This is a genomic window from Bradyrhizobium sp. 149 (genome assembly GCF_023073915.1).
Taxonomy (GTDB): Bacteria; Pseudomonadota; Alphaproteobacteria; order Rhizobiales; family Xanthobacteraceae; genus Bradyrhizobium.
The window spans coordinates 565,886-580,161 of sequence record NZ_JADPKK010000019.1; the positions used below are offsets into that span (position 1 = coordinate 565,886).

Sequence of the window (14,276 nt, forward strand, 5' to 3'; positions counted from 1 at the left end):
ACCAATTGCGATTCGGTCGATATCGTGGTGATCGTTACTGTAACGCGCACTGATTTGCGCGACGAGATTGACATGGCCAACGAAGCATTCGCCCTCTCGCCTATGTCTGCCCGCGCGGCCGAGCCGAACGAGCAGGATTACGACGCGATCCGCGAAGCCTTCCTGGAGACCGCGCGCGGCCGCTGGTTCCTCGGTGAATACGCCAAGCGCAACCGCAATGCGGACACCCGCATGGTGCTCGACGCGGTCGCGAAAATCGAAGAAACCCTTGCGGCACAGCGCCAGCCCCTCGTCGAGGACCGCCTCCCCGAGGCGCTGGTCGCAATCCGGCACGCGATCCGCGAAGCCGAGACGATCGCGATCGCGGCCTTCGATCCCGCAGCGATCGAGGCGAGCCTCGCGCCGATCCCGCGCGGCCTTCGCATCATCAAGGAGATCTCCTGGCGCTGGCGCGAGATCGGCGCCGACGGGCGAATCTGCGACCTGATTGATTCGCAGCTCGAATCCATCGAGGCGGCCTGCGCGCAAGTTGCGGCCATCGACCCCCGCGCCGACCTCAAGGCCGCATTCGATCTGCTCAAGGACCGGATTGACCAGACCGACGGCGACGCAACGCCGCAGGCTGCGCGCCCCTCGCCCGCTCCGGTGCAGGACGCACCTGCGTCCGTGGCGGAAGCTCCGCCGGCGGAGGCCGCGCCTGCGGCGATGGCCAGCGAAGCCGTCGTCGCTTTTACGGAGGCGCCGCAGGACATCGCAGAGGCGATCGAGCCCGAAGCAGCCATAGCGGCAGCCGGCGTCGCCGGGGCCTTCTCCGTTGCCGAGCGGGCAATGGATGCCGCCTCAGAGCCGGAGATCGTCGCCGAGAGCCAGATCGCGCCTGAAACCGTCGTTTTTGAAGAGCCGGTCGTTGAGCCCGCCGCCTTCGCCGAGGTGCCGGACGAATTTTCGCTTGATGCCGCCGCGGAAGCCGAGGACGAAGCCATCCTCGAGGCCATCGCGCTCGAGATGGCGGCGCCCGATCCGGAGTTCGACGAGATCATCGAGCCGGTCGAGATGGAAGCGACCGTTCCGGAGCCGGTGGTTGCGGAGGCCGCAGCGCCCGTTGCAGCCGAGATGCCGATCGCGCCGGAGCCGGGCGCCGCACCCGTCGTGGAGGAGCCCGTAGAGGAGGCGCCGATCGCGATGGAATCGCTTGCGCGCCTCACCAACGCCATTGCGGAAGCCGCCGCCGAAGTGATGGAGCAGCCGGCGCCGGTCATGGCCGCCAACGCGACGTTCAGCGCGGAGCCGATCACGCTGCCGATGCCCTCGCCCGTCCCCGAGCCGTCGCTCGGCGCCACCATCCTCGCTAGCGGCATCCTGCAAAAGCCCCGCGCCGCCGCCAACGATCCGATGGCGCCAATCCGCCGCATGACCCAGGCCGAGAAGATCGCGTTCTTCTCGTAGAGGGGGGCGCGCGCTTTCACCGCATCGTCATTGCGAGCGCAGCGAAGCAATCCAGACTGCCGCCGCGGAAAGACTCTGGATTGCTTCGCTGCGCTCGCAATGACGGACTAGACCAGCGGCCCCGCGCTGAGCCAGATCACCCGCAATTCCAGACTGCGCCGATCGGCGTCCGCGTCCAGCACGGCCCAAAACTGCCGCCATTGTAACGGCCGCCGCCGAAGCCGGGCCGGCCGAAATAGCGCCACTCACCATCCCAGCCGTAATATTGCGGGACCGGATCGATGTACCAATGGCGCCGGTCGCTAGGGGACATCCGCCGCATCGCTTCCTTCTGCTTGTAGAGCGGAATGCTGTTGCTCAGCGGCTGCCGATAGCCCGGCAGAAAGCCGTAGCCATGCCAGGCTTGCTTGGGACGCTTTTGGATTGACGCAGCCGGCGCGACAGCCGGCAGCAGCGACAGGACGATAGCAACAGATAGACACAGAAGGCGCGACATGGATCGACGATAGACAGTCGAGTCCGGGAACGCCATTCAAATTCGAGTGCAAAGCTATTAGCACGATCGCGCACCCATCGAATGGCCCGAAACTTCGCCTAGCTGATCACACCCTTCCTGATCAGGAAGCAGCCGTAACCCCTGCTGTCCCCGACCTGCACCACGCCAAAGCCCGCCGCAGCCGCGCGGTAAAAATCCGGCCGGGAGAGTTTTCCGGGCGTCACAGGGTGGCCGGCGGCGCGTTCGATCTCCGCGAGCACCGCGCGCTGCACGTCGGGAATGCGGTCGGGATCGTCGACCGGCGTCATCACGCGCACCGGATCGGCATCGAAATCGTCGAGCGGATAGACCGACATGATGGCGCGGATTGCGGTCTCCATGCGCAGGCCCGGCAACTGGATCAGACGCTGCGAATTCGTGCTCTGCGCGATGCGGCTCGCGGGGTGGTTGGCATCGACGAAAACGAGGTCGTCGCCATGGCCCATCGAAGCCAGCAGCCAGAGCAGGTCGGGTGTGAGGATCGGATCGATCGATTTCAGCATGTGACGGACTGTCCTCCCATCGAACGCCCACCTTGAGGGTTCCAAGCGTGATTCAGATCACGCAGCCTACCATGGTGATGGGGATCACGGACCTCAAACTCGAACGCGGCCAAGCTCCGCGGCAACCAATCTCGTATCGAGATCAGTGCCAAAGGAGCACGCCATGTTCCGCCTAAAACCTTTCCTGATGACGGCCAGCCTGCTGGGAAGCCTGTTCGGCTTCGCCTGCGGCCCCGTTTCCGCGCAAGTCGCCCCGGTCGAGCCGGCCCCCACCGCGCTGCAAGGCCCGGAACAGCGCGTGGCGCTGGTGATCGGCAATTCGAACTACCAGAACGCGCCGCAGCTCGCCAACCCCGACAATGACGCGGAGTCGATGGCGAAGTTCCTGAATTCGGCCGGGTTCGAAGTGGTCGCCGCAACCGACCTCACCCAGAACGACATGCTCCGCGTGGTGCAGGACTTCTCCGCCAAAGTGTCGGCGCGCGGTCCGAACACGGTGGCGATGGTCTATTACGCCGGTCACGGCGTGCAGCTCGCCGGCGAGAACTACCTCGTTCCCGTCGACGCCAAGGTCTCGAGCCAGACCGAGCTCGTCAACAACTCCGTCCGCCTGGTCGACGTGATGTCGACGCTGGAGACGATCCCGAGCCGCATGCGCATCGTCATCCTCGACGCCTGCCGCAACAACCCGTTCCCGAACGTCAACGACGCTGGCCGCGGCTTGGCCATCGTTGATGCGCCGAACGGCTCGATCGTCGGCTACTCGACCGCGCCGGGCGCCGAAGCCCAGGACGGCACCGGCGGCCACAGCCCCTACACGCAGGCCTTCCTGAACGTCGCGCGCGAGCCCAACGTCCCGATCGAGCAGCTGTTCAAGCGCGTGCGCCTCGAAGTGAACCAGACCACCAGCGGCGCGCAGATCCCGTGGGAGAGCTCGTCGCTGACGTCCGACTTCACCTTCTTCGGCGACACCGCTGTTGCCGCCAACCGCGCACCGGTGAATGCGCCTGTGGTGCAGATGGCCTCCAACCTGCCGAGCCGCTCCACACGCCAGGCCTATGACTACGTCGTGTCCGAAGCGCGGCCGGAGTACTATCAGGAGTTCATCACGATGTACCCGCATGACCCGCTGTGCGATCACGTCCGCTGGCTGCTCAACAACCTGCTGCTCACGCAGGCCTGGCACAAGACGGTGCTCGCGAACTCGCCGGTCGCCTACAAGAGCTTCTACGACAGCTACGGCAACACGCCCTATGCGCAGGTCGCGCTTAAGCTCCAGATGCAGCCGAAGCAGATTCCCTTGATGCAGGCGACCAAGTTCCTGGCGCCGCAGAACATCGCCCCGACCTTCAAGATCGGCAATCTCGGCCAGCCCAAATACATGCCGCTGCAGCAGGGTAATGGCGGATCACAGATGAACGGCAATCTGCCGATCGTGCAGAAGTCGGGCGACAACAACGGCATCGGCAAGCTCGGCAATGGCGGCCAGATCATCAACCTGCCGGCGGCCAACAACCAGGCCAACCAGCAGAACGGCACGCCATCGCAGACCCCGAGTAAGATCGTTACCCTGCCTGCGCTGACCAACACCACCAACAGCAATGGCGGCATCGGCAAGATCGTGACGCTGCCCGCGACCAACAAGACGCAGAATGGCGGCAGCAATGTCGGCACTGCCACTGGCGCAATCAACGGCAATCCTGGCAAGATCGTCAGCATGCCGGTCAATGTCGGCAAGGGCGGTACGACTGTCGAGGTCAAGCCTGTTCAGACCCAGAACAACCCGATCCGCATCAACAACGGCGTCAAGATCAACAACAACCCGGTGAACAAGGTGCAGGTCCAGAATGACCAGCAGAACAACCGTCCGCAGTTCAACACGACCAATCGGATCAGCAATGTCGGCGGCAACAACTTCCGCCAGTCGATGAACCAGTCGTCGAACATGGGCGGCGGCAACAACCATCGCGGCTTCATGCACTGATGGCGCACGGAGCGCACACGAGAAAGGGGCAGAGCGGTGACGCTCTGCCCCTTCTTCATGTCGGAAGATCAGGCCGAAAAATCAGGCCACCAGCTCCGCGAACAGATCCGCATCGACATTGCCGCCGGAGAGCACGATGACGACGTTCTTGCCGGCAACATCGAGACGCCCCGCCAGCAGCGCGGCCAGACCCACCGCGCCGCCCGGCTCGACCACGAGCTTCAGCTCGCGATAGGCAAACGCGACGGCCGCGCCGACTTCCGTGTCCGACGCGGTGACGCCCCGCGCGAGCAGCTTGCTGTTGATCGCAAACGTCATCTCGCCGGGGATCAGGGCCATCAGCGCGTCGCAGATGGTGCGGCCTGCCGGCCCGTGCGGCTCGCGATGCCCTACGGTCAGCGACAGGCCGTGGTCGTCGAACGCCTCCGGTTCGGCCACGACGATCTGGGCCAGCGGATAGCGCGCTTTCACGGCCGTCGCGACGCCCGCGATCAGACCGCCGCCGGAGGCCGGCGCCACCACGATGTCAGGGGCGAGACCGAGCGCTGCCATGTCTTCCGCGATCTCGCGGCCTGCGGTGCCTTGGCCGGCGATCACGAAGGGATCGTCATAGGGCCTGACCAGTGTCGCGCCGCGCTTCTCGGCGATGCCGCGCGAGATCGCCTCGCGGTCGTCGCGATCGCGGTCGTACAGCACGACCTCGGCGCCATAGGATTTGGTGCGCTCGCGTTTGGACAACGGCGCATCCGCCGGCATCACGATGGTTGCCTGCATGTCGAGGATTTTTGCCGCCGCCGCCACGCCTTGGGCATGGTTGCCGGAGGAGAACGCCACGACACCGCCGGCGCGCTTGTCCTGCGGGATCGAGGCGACCTTGTTAAAGGCACCGCGGAACTTGAATGAGCCGGTGCGCTGGAGCATCTCCGGCTTCAAAAAGATCTTTGCACCGACGCGCTCGTCGAGCACCGGAAAGCACAGCAGAGGAGTGCGGACGGCGAAGGGCGCGATCACGCGTGCTGCGGCATCGATATCGGCAGGGCCGATCGGAAGGAGCTGTTCGGTCATGTCCGACCTTATCGCGGCTATCGAGGCGCGGGCAAGACATCTCCGCGCGAGGATTTTGCCCCTCTGGCGACGAATCGTGGCTGTTCCGCCCCGTTCCGGCCGGCAGCACCGCACCGACCACCCTTATGCGGGTGCCAGGCGTCGGTCGCGACCAGGATGCGCATCAGGCCGCCCTTGTTATGCAGCTTTGGCTGCCACCTGCGGGACTTCCGCCGGCTTCTGCACCTGGTCCGCCCAGGTGATGATTTCGAAATGGCCATCGTCGTGCTCGACCAGCGCCGTGCAGCTCTCGACCCAGTCGCCACAATTCATGTAGCGGATGCCGCGCTCGTCACGGATCACGGCGTAGTGGATGTGGCCGCAGATCACGCCGTCGGCGTCGTGGCGCCGCGCCTCGGCGGCGAGCGCCTGCTCGAACGCGCCGATATAGTTGACGGCGTTCTTGACCTTCTGCTTGGCCCATTGCGACAGCGACCAATAGGGCACTTTGAACATGCGCCGGAAGAAGTTGACGAAGCGATTGAGCTGGATCGCGAAGTCGTAGGCCTTATCGCCGAGATGGGCGAGCCAGCGTGCGTTCTGCACCACGAGGTCGAAGATGTCGCCGTGGATGACGAGATAGCGCTTGCCGTCCACGCCGGTGTGGACGGTGTTCTCGACGACGTCGATGCCGCCGAAATGGGTGCCGTAATAGTTGCGCAGGAACTCGTCGTGATTGCCGGGGATGTAGATGACCTTGGCGCCCTTGCGCGCCTTGCGCAAAAGCTTCTGGACCAGGTCGTTATGCGATTGCGGCCAATGCCAGCTCGATTTCAGCGCCCAGCCGTCGACGATGTCGCCGACGAGATAGATCGTGTCGGCATCATGGAAACGCAGGAAATCGAGCAGAAGGTCGGCTTGAGAACCGCGGGCTCCGAGATGAACGTCGGAGATGAACAACGTGCGAAAGCGCCGCTCCGGGCTCTCGTCACTCACATCGTAACTTCCCATGCGCCAGCCTGTAACAATGTCCCGTGACAGGGGGATGACCAATCGAACCTTTGAGGCACCTTCGGATACGAATCACGCCTTGCCTCGCCCGCCCCTGCGAATATCAGTCGCATGCGACAATCAGGCGACATGACGCCGCAGCGGCCGCCGCAAGAACCGGACCTGCATGGTTGGATGGGTTCACGGCCGCGCGCTCGCGACCGTAATCAGTAAAATTTGTGGAAATGATGGATCGGACCGTGGCCGTGCCCGACGCTGAAGCGATCGGCGGCCGCGATCGCCGCGCTGATCCAGACCTTGGCGTTGCGCACGGCGCGCTCGAGATCCTCGCCCCTGGCCAGCCCCGCAGCGACCGCCGAGGACAGCGAGCAGCCGGTGCCATGCGTGTTGCTTGTGGCAACGCGAGGCGCGGCGAGCGCGATCGTGGTGTTGGCGTCGACGAGATAGTCGATGCTCTCGGCGCCCTCGCCGTGGCCACCTTTGATCAGGACCGCACGGCAGCCCAGCGCCAGCAGCCGGCGCCCCTGGCTCTCGATCTCGGCCTCGCTCGCCGCGACGGGCTCGTCAAGCAGCGCCGCAGCTTCCGGCAGGTTGGGCGTAATCATCGACGCCAGCGGCATCAGCCTTGTGCGCAAGGCGTCGATGGCTTCGGACGCGAGCAGGCGATCACCCGATGTCGCCACCATCACGGGATCGAGCACGATGTGTTGGGGCTTCCAGCGCGACAATGCGGCGGCGATCGCATCGATGCTGGCGGCTTGCGCCACCATGCCGATCTTGACCGCGCCGACCCCGAGATCGGAAAATACCGCGTCGATCTGTGCGGTGACGAATTCCGCGGGCACGGCGTGAATGCCGGTGACGCCGCGCGTGTTTTGCGCCGTCAGCGCCGTGATGGCGGAAGCGCCAAAGACGCCGAGCGCGGCAAAGGTCTTCAGGTCGGCCTGGATGCCGGCGCCGCCGCTCGAATCGGAGCCGGCGATCGTGAGCGCCACGGGGGTCGTCATGGGGCGATTTTCCGCTTCCTGGGGACCATGGCCCGTCCTAGCGCGCACTCCGGCGACCCGCAAGTTCGCTTGCCAAATCCGGCTGGTTTTGGCCTAGTGGCCTTCAGATATGCTTTCGGAGTGACCGCGATGGTTCCTTTTTTCGTCCAGATCAAATGCAAGCTCGGCCAATCCTATGTGGTCGCCAATGCGCTCGCCGAAGCCGAGATCGCCTCCGAGATCTACTCCACGGCCGGACAATACGACCTTCTGGTGAAGTTCTACGTCGACAAGGACACCGACATCGGCCACTTCGTCAATGAGAAGGTGCAGGTGCTGCCGGGCATCCAGGACACCCTCACCATCATCACCTTCAAGGCGTTTGGCGCAAGTTAACCGTCCGGAAAAGGGCGGGCCTGATCAGGCGCCGCCCTCCTTGCGCTTGGGGCGCGGCGGACCGTCCACCGGCGGCAGCGATTTGAGATAGTCCGCCATCGCCGCGAGATCGTCGTCCGGCAATTGCGAGGTGTTCTTGATCACCCGCGTCATCGCGCCACCGACGCTGTCGCCGTCGGGCAACTCGCCGGTCTTCAGGAAATAGGCAATATCCTTCGCGCTCCACTCGCCGAGGCCCTTCTGGGTGATGTTGGGCACCCATCCCTCGCCTTCCGGATTGGGGCCTCCCGCGAAGCGTTGTCCGGCGATGATGCCGCCAAGCGCATTGCGCGGGCTGTGGCATTCCGCGCAATGGCCAAAGCTGTTGACGAGATAGGCGCCGCGATTCCACTGCGGCGACTTCGTGCCGTCAGCAACGAACGGCTTGCCGTCCATGAACAGGAATTTCCAGATACCGACGTTGCGCCTTATATTGAACGGAAAGCGCACGTCGTGGTCGCGCACCTTGCCTGCAACGGCCGGCAGCGTTTTCAGATAGGCGAAGAGATCGAGCACGTCCTCGCGCCTGGCGCGCTGATAAGACGTATAGGGAAAGGCCGGAAAATAATGCCGGCCGTCCGGCGAGACCCCGTGCATCACCGCATTGACGAATTCGGCGTCGCTCCATTTGCCGATGCCGTCGGTCGGATCGGAGGAGATGTTCGGCGCGTAGAACGTTCCGAACGGCGACTTGATCGCGACGCCGCCGCCGAGCCTGAGACGATCGGGCTGGTCGGGGACGGCATGGCAGGAGGCGCAGCCGCCGGCGTTGAACATCACCTCGCCATTGGCAAGATCAGGCACGCGGGCAGGCGCGGCGCCGGCGGCCGCCACCACCGGCGCGCTGAGCCACCAATAGACGCCGGCTGCGGCGAGTGCGGCGAGCAGCGCCACGGAGATTGTTCGTCGCAACATGCGGTCCTTTCGTCGTCGCGGCGAACCTTATGACCGATGTCTTCGCCGCTCCAGCCACGAAGAATTTAGCCCGCCGCGGCCTGAAACGGGAATAAACTGAAATGCCGGCTGTTGGAAGTTTGGCAGCCCAAACGGGTTCAGCAGGGAGAAGAGTCATGAACAAGACCGTCATCGCCATGTCAGTGCTCGGCGCCGTCGCTTTTGCGGGTTCGGCCAGTGCGGAAAAGCTGAAAGCAACGCTCGACGCCAAGTCCGAGGTACCGGCAACCACCAGCAGCGGCACCGGAACGGCCGATCTGGACTACGACGCCGCCAGCAAGAAGCTGTCCTGGAAGGTCACCTATTCCGGCCTGTCCGGCCCCGCCACCGCCGCGCATTTCCACGGGCCTGCCGAGCCCGGCAAGAACGCGGGCGTCGCGATCCCGATTCCCGGCGCAGCCACCAGCCCGGCCGAGGGCTCGGCGACATTGACCGACGCGCAGGCCGCCGATCTGCTCGGCGGGAAGCTCTATGTCAACATCCACACCGCGGCCAATCCGGGCGGCGAGATCCGCGGTCAGGTGACGAAGTAAGTCAAGGCCGCTTCGTCGGCGAAGGCCGGACGCTGGAGGGAGCGTCCGGCCTTTTCGATTCTTGGGTTGGGAATCCGAAGCCACGCACAAGGCGCGATCTTGGCGCATGCGTCACATTTCGGGTTCGGCCGCGTTCAGCGCTTGCGCTAGATCGGCGATCAGGTCCGACGGGTGTTCGATGCCGATCGACAGCCTTATCGTGGAATCCAGCACGCCGATCTTGCGGCGGATGTCGGCGGGAACGCCGGAATGAGTCATGGTGGCAGGCAGGCTCGCAAGCGACTCCGTTCCACCAAGGCTCACGGCCAGCTTGAGGATTTGCAGCGCGTTGAGGAACTTCATGGCCGCGGCCTTGCCGCCGACGATGTCGAACGAGAAGGTGGATCCTGCACCTGAGCATTGCCGCGCGAACACAAGTCCGACCGGCGAAGCCGCCTCAAGATGACCGAGATAGTGCACCTTGGCCACCCTGGAATGATCGCGCAGATAATCCGCCACGAGCCGCGCATTCGCATCGGCCTTTTCCATGCGCAGGCTCAACGTCTCGAGCGACCGGTTGATCATCCAGCAGGAATGCGGATCGAGCTGGGTGCCGATGGCGCCCCGCAGCGCCTTGATGCCTTTCACGACGGCTTTCGAGCCGAGCGCGGCGCCCGCGATCAGATCTGAATGACCGCCGACATATTTCGTGAGCGAGTACAGAGAAATATCCGCGCCGTGCTCGATCGGCCGCTGAAACACCGGTCCGAGCAGCGTATTGTCGCAGGCGATGATCGGAACGTGTCCTTGCGTCTTTCCGATTGTCTCGGCGACACGGCGCATCATCGCGACATCGACCAGCCCATTGGTCGGGTTGGCCGGAGTTTCGATCAGAATCATCGAGACCCGGCCCTTGCCCATGGCCTCTTCCGCGGCCTGGTTGACCGCGGCCTCGTCAACGCCATCGGCGAAGCCGACGGCGCCAATCGACAGACGCGCAAGCGTATTTGTCAGCAGGGTTTCCGTCCCGCCATAGAGCGGCTGGGAGTGCAGAATGACATCGCCGGGGCGGACGAAAGCCAGGATCGTGGTTGCGATCGCCGCCATGCCGGATGAGAACAACGCACAGCTCTCGGTGCGCTCGTAGATTGCCAGCCTGTCCTCGACGATTTCGCTGTTGGGATGATTGAAGCGTGAATAGACTAGGCCCGCGCCCATCCCTTCCGGCGGCTCGCGCCGTCCGGAGACGAAATCAAAGAAGTCCTGTCCATCCTCGGCCGTCTTGAAAACGAAGGTGGACGTCAGGAACACCGGCGGCTTGACGGCGCCTTCCGACAATTGCGGATCATAGCCATAGGTCAGCATCAGCGTTTCGGGATGCAGCATATGGTTGCCGATGTGCGTCTTCGACGGGAAGGGTTTTGCCATGGCCTGTCTCGCTGTTCCTGATTGAGGAGCTCGCCGCGGGTTGGAACTCCTGATGTCATGAAGCCGTCAGGAGCGAGATGCGTCAGCGTCAAAAGCTCACACCAATGGCGCGGCGGCTGGAGCAAAGATAATTGTTCTGGCAGCGATCCGTCAGGCCTTGCGAACAGAATTTCTCCGCTGCGCTGCGCGCCGACATAAAAAAACGGCTGCTCTCGCAGCCGCCCTTTCTTGGCTTTGGTAGCGCGGGTTTCACTGCGCATCCATCCGGGCCACCCGCTTCTTGTGCGCGTCAGCCGTTCTTCACGCGGAAGGTCTCATGGCAGCCGCCGCATTCCTTGCCGACCGCGGGAAAATTCGCCTTGAGCGAGTCGAGATCCTTGATCTTGCCCTTGGCCTCGGCGACGACCTTGGCGAAGCTCGCGACCTTGGCATCGAACCCGGCCTTGTCCTCCCAGACCTTCGGCGAGGCGCTGTAGTCGCCCTCGGGCTTCATGCCCTTTGCGCTCGCCGGAAACAGGTTCGGCAGCTTCTTGGCGGTGTCCTCGAACTGCGCCAGCGCGCTGTCCACGGTGGCCTGGTCATAGGGCTTTTCGCCCTTGACCATCGCCGCCACCGCGCCGGCGTTCTTGCCGTTGCCCTTCATGAGGGTCTGGACCTCCTTGACGGAGTCCTCTTGTGCCCAAACCGCGCCCATACCGAGCAGCAGCGCGCCCCCAACAACCAACACTCGCTTCATTCGCAGAATCCCTTTCGTTGATGCAAGATCGCCTTGATGCAGGATCGCCTTGATGCAGATCGTGCCGACCCCTCAATGGGGCCAACACCACTCGGCAGATTTCATTCCGCGGAAGGCGCGACGATAAATCGTCGCACCCTTATTAGTCGCGCATGATCCCGTCGGAAAACCGCTCCACACGTTTGCGGATCATGCGAAATCACAGGCTGTGACGGCGGTGGTGCTCGTTGATGGCGATCCACACCCGCTCCGGGGTCGCCGGCATGTCGATGTGGTCGATCTTGTACTCGCGCCAGAGCCCGTCGACGATGGCATTGACGACGGCCGGACAGGAGCCGATCGCGCCGGCCTCGCCCGCCCCCTTAACCCCCAGCGGATTGGTCGTGCAGGGCACGTTGGCAGTCTCGAACACGAAGGCCGGTCCGTCCGCCGCGCGCGGCAGCGCGTAGTCCATGAAGGTCGCAGTGATGAGCTGGCCGTCGCCCGCGCCATAGACCACCTGCTCCATCAGGGCCTGGCCGATGCCCTGCATGGCGCCGCCATGCACCTGGCCTGCCAAGAGCAGCGGATTGAGCGTCTTGCCGAAATCGTCGACGATCACGTAATTGACGATTTTGATGATGCCGGTCGCCGGATCGATCTCGACCTCTGCGAGATGGGTGCCGTTCGGATAGGTGCCGTCGGCGCTGGCGAAGGTCGCACTCGCGTTCAGCTTCGAGGGATCGGCGCCCGCGCGCTTGGCGAGACCGGCGAACGAGATCGAACGGTCGGTGCCGGCGATGCGCACCGCGCCTTCCGAAATCTCGAGGTCGCCGGCGCTGGCTTCCAGCGCCTGGGCCGCAATCTCCTTGAGTCGCGCGCCGAGCTCGCGGGTCGCACGCTCGACGCTGACGCCGCCTGACGGGATCGACGCCGAGCCGCCGGTGCCGAGGCCCGTGGCGATCATGTCCGTGTCGCCCTGGTGGACGTGCACGCGCTCGGGCGCAACGCCGAACTGCTCGGCGACGATCTGCGCGTAGGCGGTCTGGTGACCCTGCCCGCTCGACTGGGTGCCGATCAGGACAGTGATATCGCCATCGGGATCCATCCGCACATTGGCGGTCTCCTCGCCCATGGTGCCGCAGACCTCGACATAGCTCGCAAGCCCGATGCCGCGGATCAGGCCGTTCTTCTTGGCCGCCTTGGCGCGCTTGCCAAATTCCTTCCAGTCGGCGATCTCCATCGCGCGCTTGAGATGCGCTGCGAAGTCGCCGGAATCGTAGACCTTGCCGGTCGCCGTCTTGTAGGGCAGCGCCTTCGGCTGAATGAAATTCTTGCGGCGGATGGCGTCCGGCGTCATGTCGAGTTTTCGGGCGCAGGCGTCGACGAGACGTTCGATGACGTAGGCTGCCTCGGGCCGCCCCGCGCCACGATAGGCATCGACCGGCACGCTGTTGGTGAAGATGGTGCGAACCCGGCAGTGGAACGCCTGGATGTCGTAGAGGCCCGGCAGCATGCCGGCGCCGCCGTGCGGGATGTAGGGCCCGAAGGTCGACAGATACGCGCCCATGTCGCCCATCAAGTCGCAATCCATCGCGAGGAACTTGCCGTCCTCGGCCAGCGCCATCTTCGCGGTGGTGACGTTGTCGCGGCCCTGCGCGTCGCCCATGAAATGCTCGCTGCGATCGGCCGCCCATTTCACCGCCTTCTTCAGCTTTCGCGCGGCGACTGCCAGGAGGGCGTATTCCCGATAGGGAAACAGCTTCGTGCCGAAGCCGCCGCCGACGTCGGGGCAGATCACCCGCATCTTGTCGGTCGGCATGTTGAGCACGTTCTGGCAGAGGATATCGCGCAGCCGATGGCTGCCCTGGCTGCCGACCGTCAGCGTCAGATGGTCGCGCTTGGCGTCGTATTCGCACACCGCCGCACGCGTTTCCAGGAAGCTCGCGACCACGCGCGGATTGACGATCGAGATTTCCGCGACCGCATGTGCTTTGGCAAACGCCGCTTCGGTCGCCGCCTTGTCACCAATCGAAACATCGAACAGGACGTTGCCGGCCTTGTCCGGCCAGACCTGCGGCGCGCCCTTCTTGATGGCGTTGACGACGCCGGTCACCGCCGGCAGCGGGGTCCATTTGACCTCGATCGCCTCGATCGCGTCGCGAGCGTGGTCGACGGTCTCGGCGACGACGAAGGCGATGGAATCGCCGACATGGCGCACCTCGTCCTTGGCGAGGATCGGGTAAGGCGGGCCGGTGAACGGATCGGTCTCGAGATTGAACAGGCAGGGCAGATTGCCGAGATCCCCAACGTCATCGGCGGTCAAGATCAGCGCGACGCCGGGCAGCGTACGGGCACGGCTCGCATCGATGGTGTATTTGGCATGGGCATGCGGCGAGCGCAGCATCAGGCAGCGCAGTGCGGCCTGCGGCGCGTAATCGTCGGTATAGCGGCCCTTGCCACGGATAAGTGCGTCATCCTCCTTGCGCAGCACGCTTTGGCCAACGCCGAATTTGATGGGAGCCGCCATTTTCTCTTCCCGTTCTCATGGTTGTTTTGCCGGCATATTGCCGTGGAAAAACTGGCAAGGCAAACGGGTTTAGGCGGGCACATTGATCGGCGGTACGGAAAGCGCCGCTGATCCGTCATTGCGCGGGGCTATCGCATATGGCGTTCTGGAAGGCGTGGTTCGAGACGGGCCGTAAGCGGCGCACCATTGCGCC

Annotated in this window: 13 protein-coding genes; 4 read left to right on the forward strand and 9 right to left on the reverse strand. The window is 64.3% G+C overall.

From position 1 onward, the window contains the following. The first annotated feature begins 72 nt into the window (after positions 1-72). Positions 73-1,446 carry a hypothetical protein gene (locus tag IVA88_RS14480; RefSeq protein WP_247497902.1) on the forward strand — a complete coding sequence of 458 codons (1,374 nt, stop codon included), beginning with the start codon at positions 73-75 and terminating at the stop codon, positions 1,444-1,446. Between the two features lie 136 nt (positions 1,447-1,582). Here the strand turns inward: IVA88_RS14480 and IVA88_RS14485 are convergent, their stop codons facing one another. After that, positions 1,583-1,942 carry a hypothetical protein gene (locus IVA88_RS14485; protein WP_247497903.1) on the reverse strand — a complete coding sequence of 120 codons (360 nt, stop codon included), beginning with the start codon at positions 1,940-1,942 and terminating at the stop codon, positions 1,583-1,585. A 98-nt stretch (positions 1,943-2,040) separates the two neighbouring features. Continuing rightward, positions 2,041-2,484 (reverse strand): RbsD/FucU domain-containing protein, encoded by a 444-nt coding sequence (locus IVA88_RS14490; protein ID WP_247497904.1) that lies wholly within the window; start codon positions 2,482-2,484, stop codon positions 2,041-2,043. Positions 2,485-2,647: 163 nt separating this feature from the next. Here IVA88_RS14490 and IVA88_RS14495 point away from each other — a divergent pair, with 163 nt between their 5' ends. Further along, on the forward strand, positions 2,648-4,468 hold the full coding sequence (locus IVA88_RS14495; RefSeq protein WP_247497905.1) for a caspase family protein: 1,821 nt from the start codon (positions 2,648-2,650) through the stop codon (positions 4,466-4,468). Positions 4,469-4,549: 81 nt separating this feature from the next. On the opposite strand, the gene IVA88_RS14500 is transcribed toward IVA88_RS14495, so the two are convergent. The 3 genes from IVA88_RS14500 to thiD all read right to left on the reverse strand — a co-directional run bounded on the left by IVA88_RS14500 (position 4,550) and on the right by thiD (position 7,530). Further along, complete coding sequence (locus IVA88_RS14500) at positions 4,550-5,533, reverse strand: threonine/serine dehydratase (RefSeq protein ID WP_247497906.1); 984 nt, start codon at positions 5,531-5,533, stop codon at positions 4,550-4,552. A 177-nt stretch (positions 5,534-5,710) separates the two neighbouring features. Next, positions 5,711-6,523, reverse strand: a complete 813-nt coding sequence (locus IVA88_RS14505) for a UDP-2,3-diacylglucosamine diphosphatase (protein ID WP_247497907.1) — start codon at positions 6,521-6,523, stop codon at positions 5,711-5,713. Between the two features lie 206 nt (positions 6,524-6,729). Beyond that, complete coding sequence (gene thiD, locus IVA88_RS14510; RefSeq protein WP_247497908.1) at positions 6,730-7,530, reverse strand: bifunctional hydroxymethylpyrimidine kinase/phosphomethylpyrimidine kinase; 801 nt, start codon at positions 7,528-7,530, stop codon at positions 6,730-6,732. Positions 7,531-7,659: 129 nt separating this feature from the next. Here thiD and IVA88_RS14515 point away from each other — a divergent pair, with 129 nt between their 5' ends. Further along, positions 7,660-7,905 (forward strand): Lrp/AsnC family transcriptional regulator, encoded by a 246-nt coding sequence (locus IVA88_RS14515; protein ID WP_247378005.1) that lies wholly within the window; start codon positions 7,660-7,662, stop codon positions 7,903-7,905. Positions 7,906-7,929: 24 nt separating this feature from the next. Here the strand turns inward: IVA88_RS14515 and IVA88_RS14520 are convergent, their stop codons facing one another. After that, a complete protein-coding gene (locus IVA88_RS14520) occupies positions 7,930-8,859 on the reverse strand; it encodes a cytochrome c (protein WP_247497909.1) in 930 nt (309 codons plus the stop codon). 155 nt (positions 8,860-9,014) lie between these two features. Between IVA88_RS14520 and IVA88_RS14525 the strand changes: the two genes are divergently transcribed. After that, positions 9,015-9,431 carry a CHRD domain-containing protein gene (locus tag IVA88_RS14525; RefSeq protein WP_247497910.1) on the forward strand — a complete coding sequence of 139 codons (417 nt, stop codon included), beginning with the start codon at positions 9,015-9,017 and terminating at the stop codon, positions 9,429-9,431. Positions 9,432-9,542: 111 nt separating this feature from the next. Here IVA88_RS14525 and IVA88_RS14530 read toward each other — a convergent pair whose 3' ends face one another. The 3 genes from IVA88_RS14530 to IVA88_RS14540 form a co-directional block, all read right to left on the reverse strand. Continuing rightward, positions 9,543-10,838: a cystathionine gamma-synthase family protein gene (locus IVA88_RS14530; protein WP_247497911.1), complete on the reverse strand. Its 1,296-nt coding sequence runs from the start codon at positions 10,836-10,838 to the stop codon at positions 9,543-9,545. A gap of 289 nt (positions 10,839-11,127) precedes the next feature. Further along, positions 11,128-11,574, reverse strand: coding sequence for a cytochrome c (locus IVA88_RS14535; protein WP_247497912.1), 447 nt, complete (start codon positions 11,572-11,574; stop codon positions 11,128-11,130). Positions 11,575-11,773: 199 nt separating this feature from the next. Next, positions 11,774-14,083: a xanthine dehydrogenase family protein molybdopterin-binding subunit gene (locus tag IVA88_RS14540; protein WP_247497913.1), complete on the reverse strand. Its 2,310-nt coding sequence runs from the start codon at positions 14,081-14,083 to the stop codon at positions 11,774-11,776. Positions 14,084-14,276: the final 193 nt, after the last annotated feature.

Bases quoted from the DNA above. Each gene is read 5' to 3' on its own strand.
- IVA88_RS14485 (WP_247497903.1), bottom strand. From the start codon at position 1,942: ATGTCGCGCCTTCTGTGTCTATCTGTTGCTATCGTCCTGTCGCTGCTG.
- IVA88_RS14495 (WP_247497905.1), top strand. From the start codon at position 2,648: ATGTTCCGCCTAAAACCTTTCCTGATGACGGCCAGCCTGCTGGGAAGC.
- IVA88_RS14535 (WP_247497912.1), bottom strand. From the start codon at position 11,574: ATGAAGCGAGTGTTGGTTGTTGGGGGCGCGCTGCTGCTCGGTATGGGC.
- IVA88_RS14525 (WP_247497910.1), top strand. From the start codon at position 9,015: ATGAACAAGACCGTCATCGCCATGTCAGTGCTCGGCGCCGTCGCTTTT.
- IVA88_RS14515 (WP_247378005.1), top strand. From the start codon at position 7,660: ATGGTTCCTTTTTTCGTCCAGATCAAATGCAAGCTCGGCCAATCCTAT.
- IVA88_RS14490 (WP_247497904.1), bottom strand. From the start codon at position 2,484: ATGCTGAAATCGATCGATCCGATCCTCACACCCGACCTGCTCTGGCTG.
- IVA88_RS14540 (WP_247497913.1), bottom strand. From the start codon at position 14,083: ATGGCGGCTCCCATCAAATTCGGCGTTGGCCAAAGCGTGCTGCGCAAG.
- IVA88_RS14505 (WP_247497907.1), bottom strand. From the start codon at position 6,523: ATGGGAAGTTACGATGTGAGTGACGAGAGCCCGGAGCGGCGCTTTCGC.
- IVA88_RS14520 (WP_247497909.1), bottom strand. From the start codon at position 8,859: ATGTTGCGACGAACAATCTCCGTGGCGCTGCTCGCCGCACTCGCCGCA.
- IVA88_RS14530 (WP_247497911.1), bottom strand. From the start codon at position 10,838: ATGGCAAAACCCTTCCCGTCGAAGACGCACATCGGCAACCATATGCTG.
- thiD (WP_247497908.1), bottom strand. From the start codon at position 7,530: ATGACGACCCCCGTGGCGCTCACGATCGCCGGCTCCGATTCGAGCGGC.
- IVA88_RS14500 (WP_247497906.1), bottom strand. From the start codon at position 5,533: ATGACCGAACAGCTCCTTCCGATCGGCCCTGCCGATATCGATGCCGCA.
- IVA88_RS14480 (WP_247497902.1), top strand. From the start codon at position 73: ATGGCCAACGAAGCATTCGCCCTCTCGCCTATGTCTGCCCGCGCGGCC.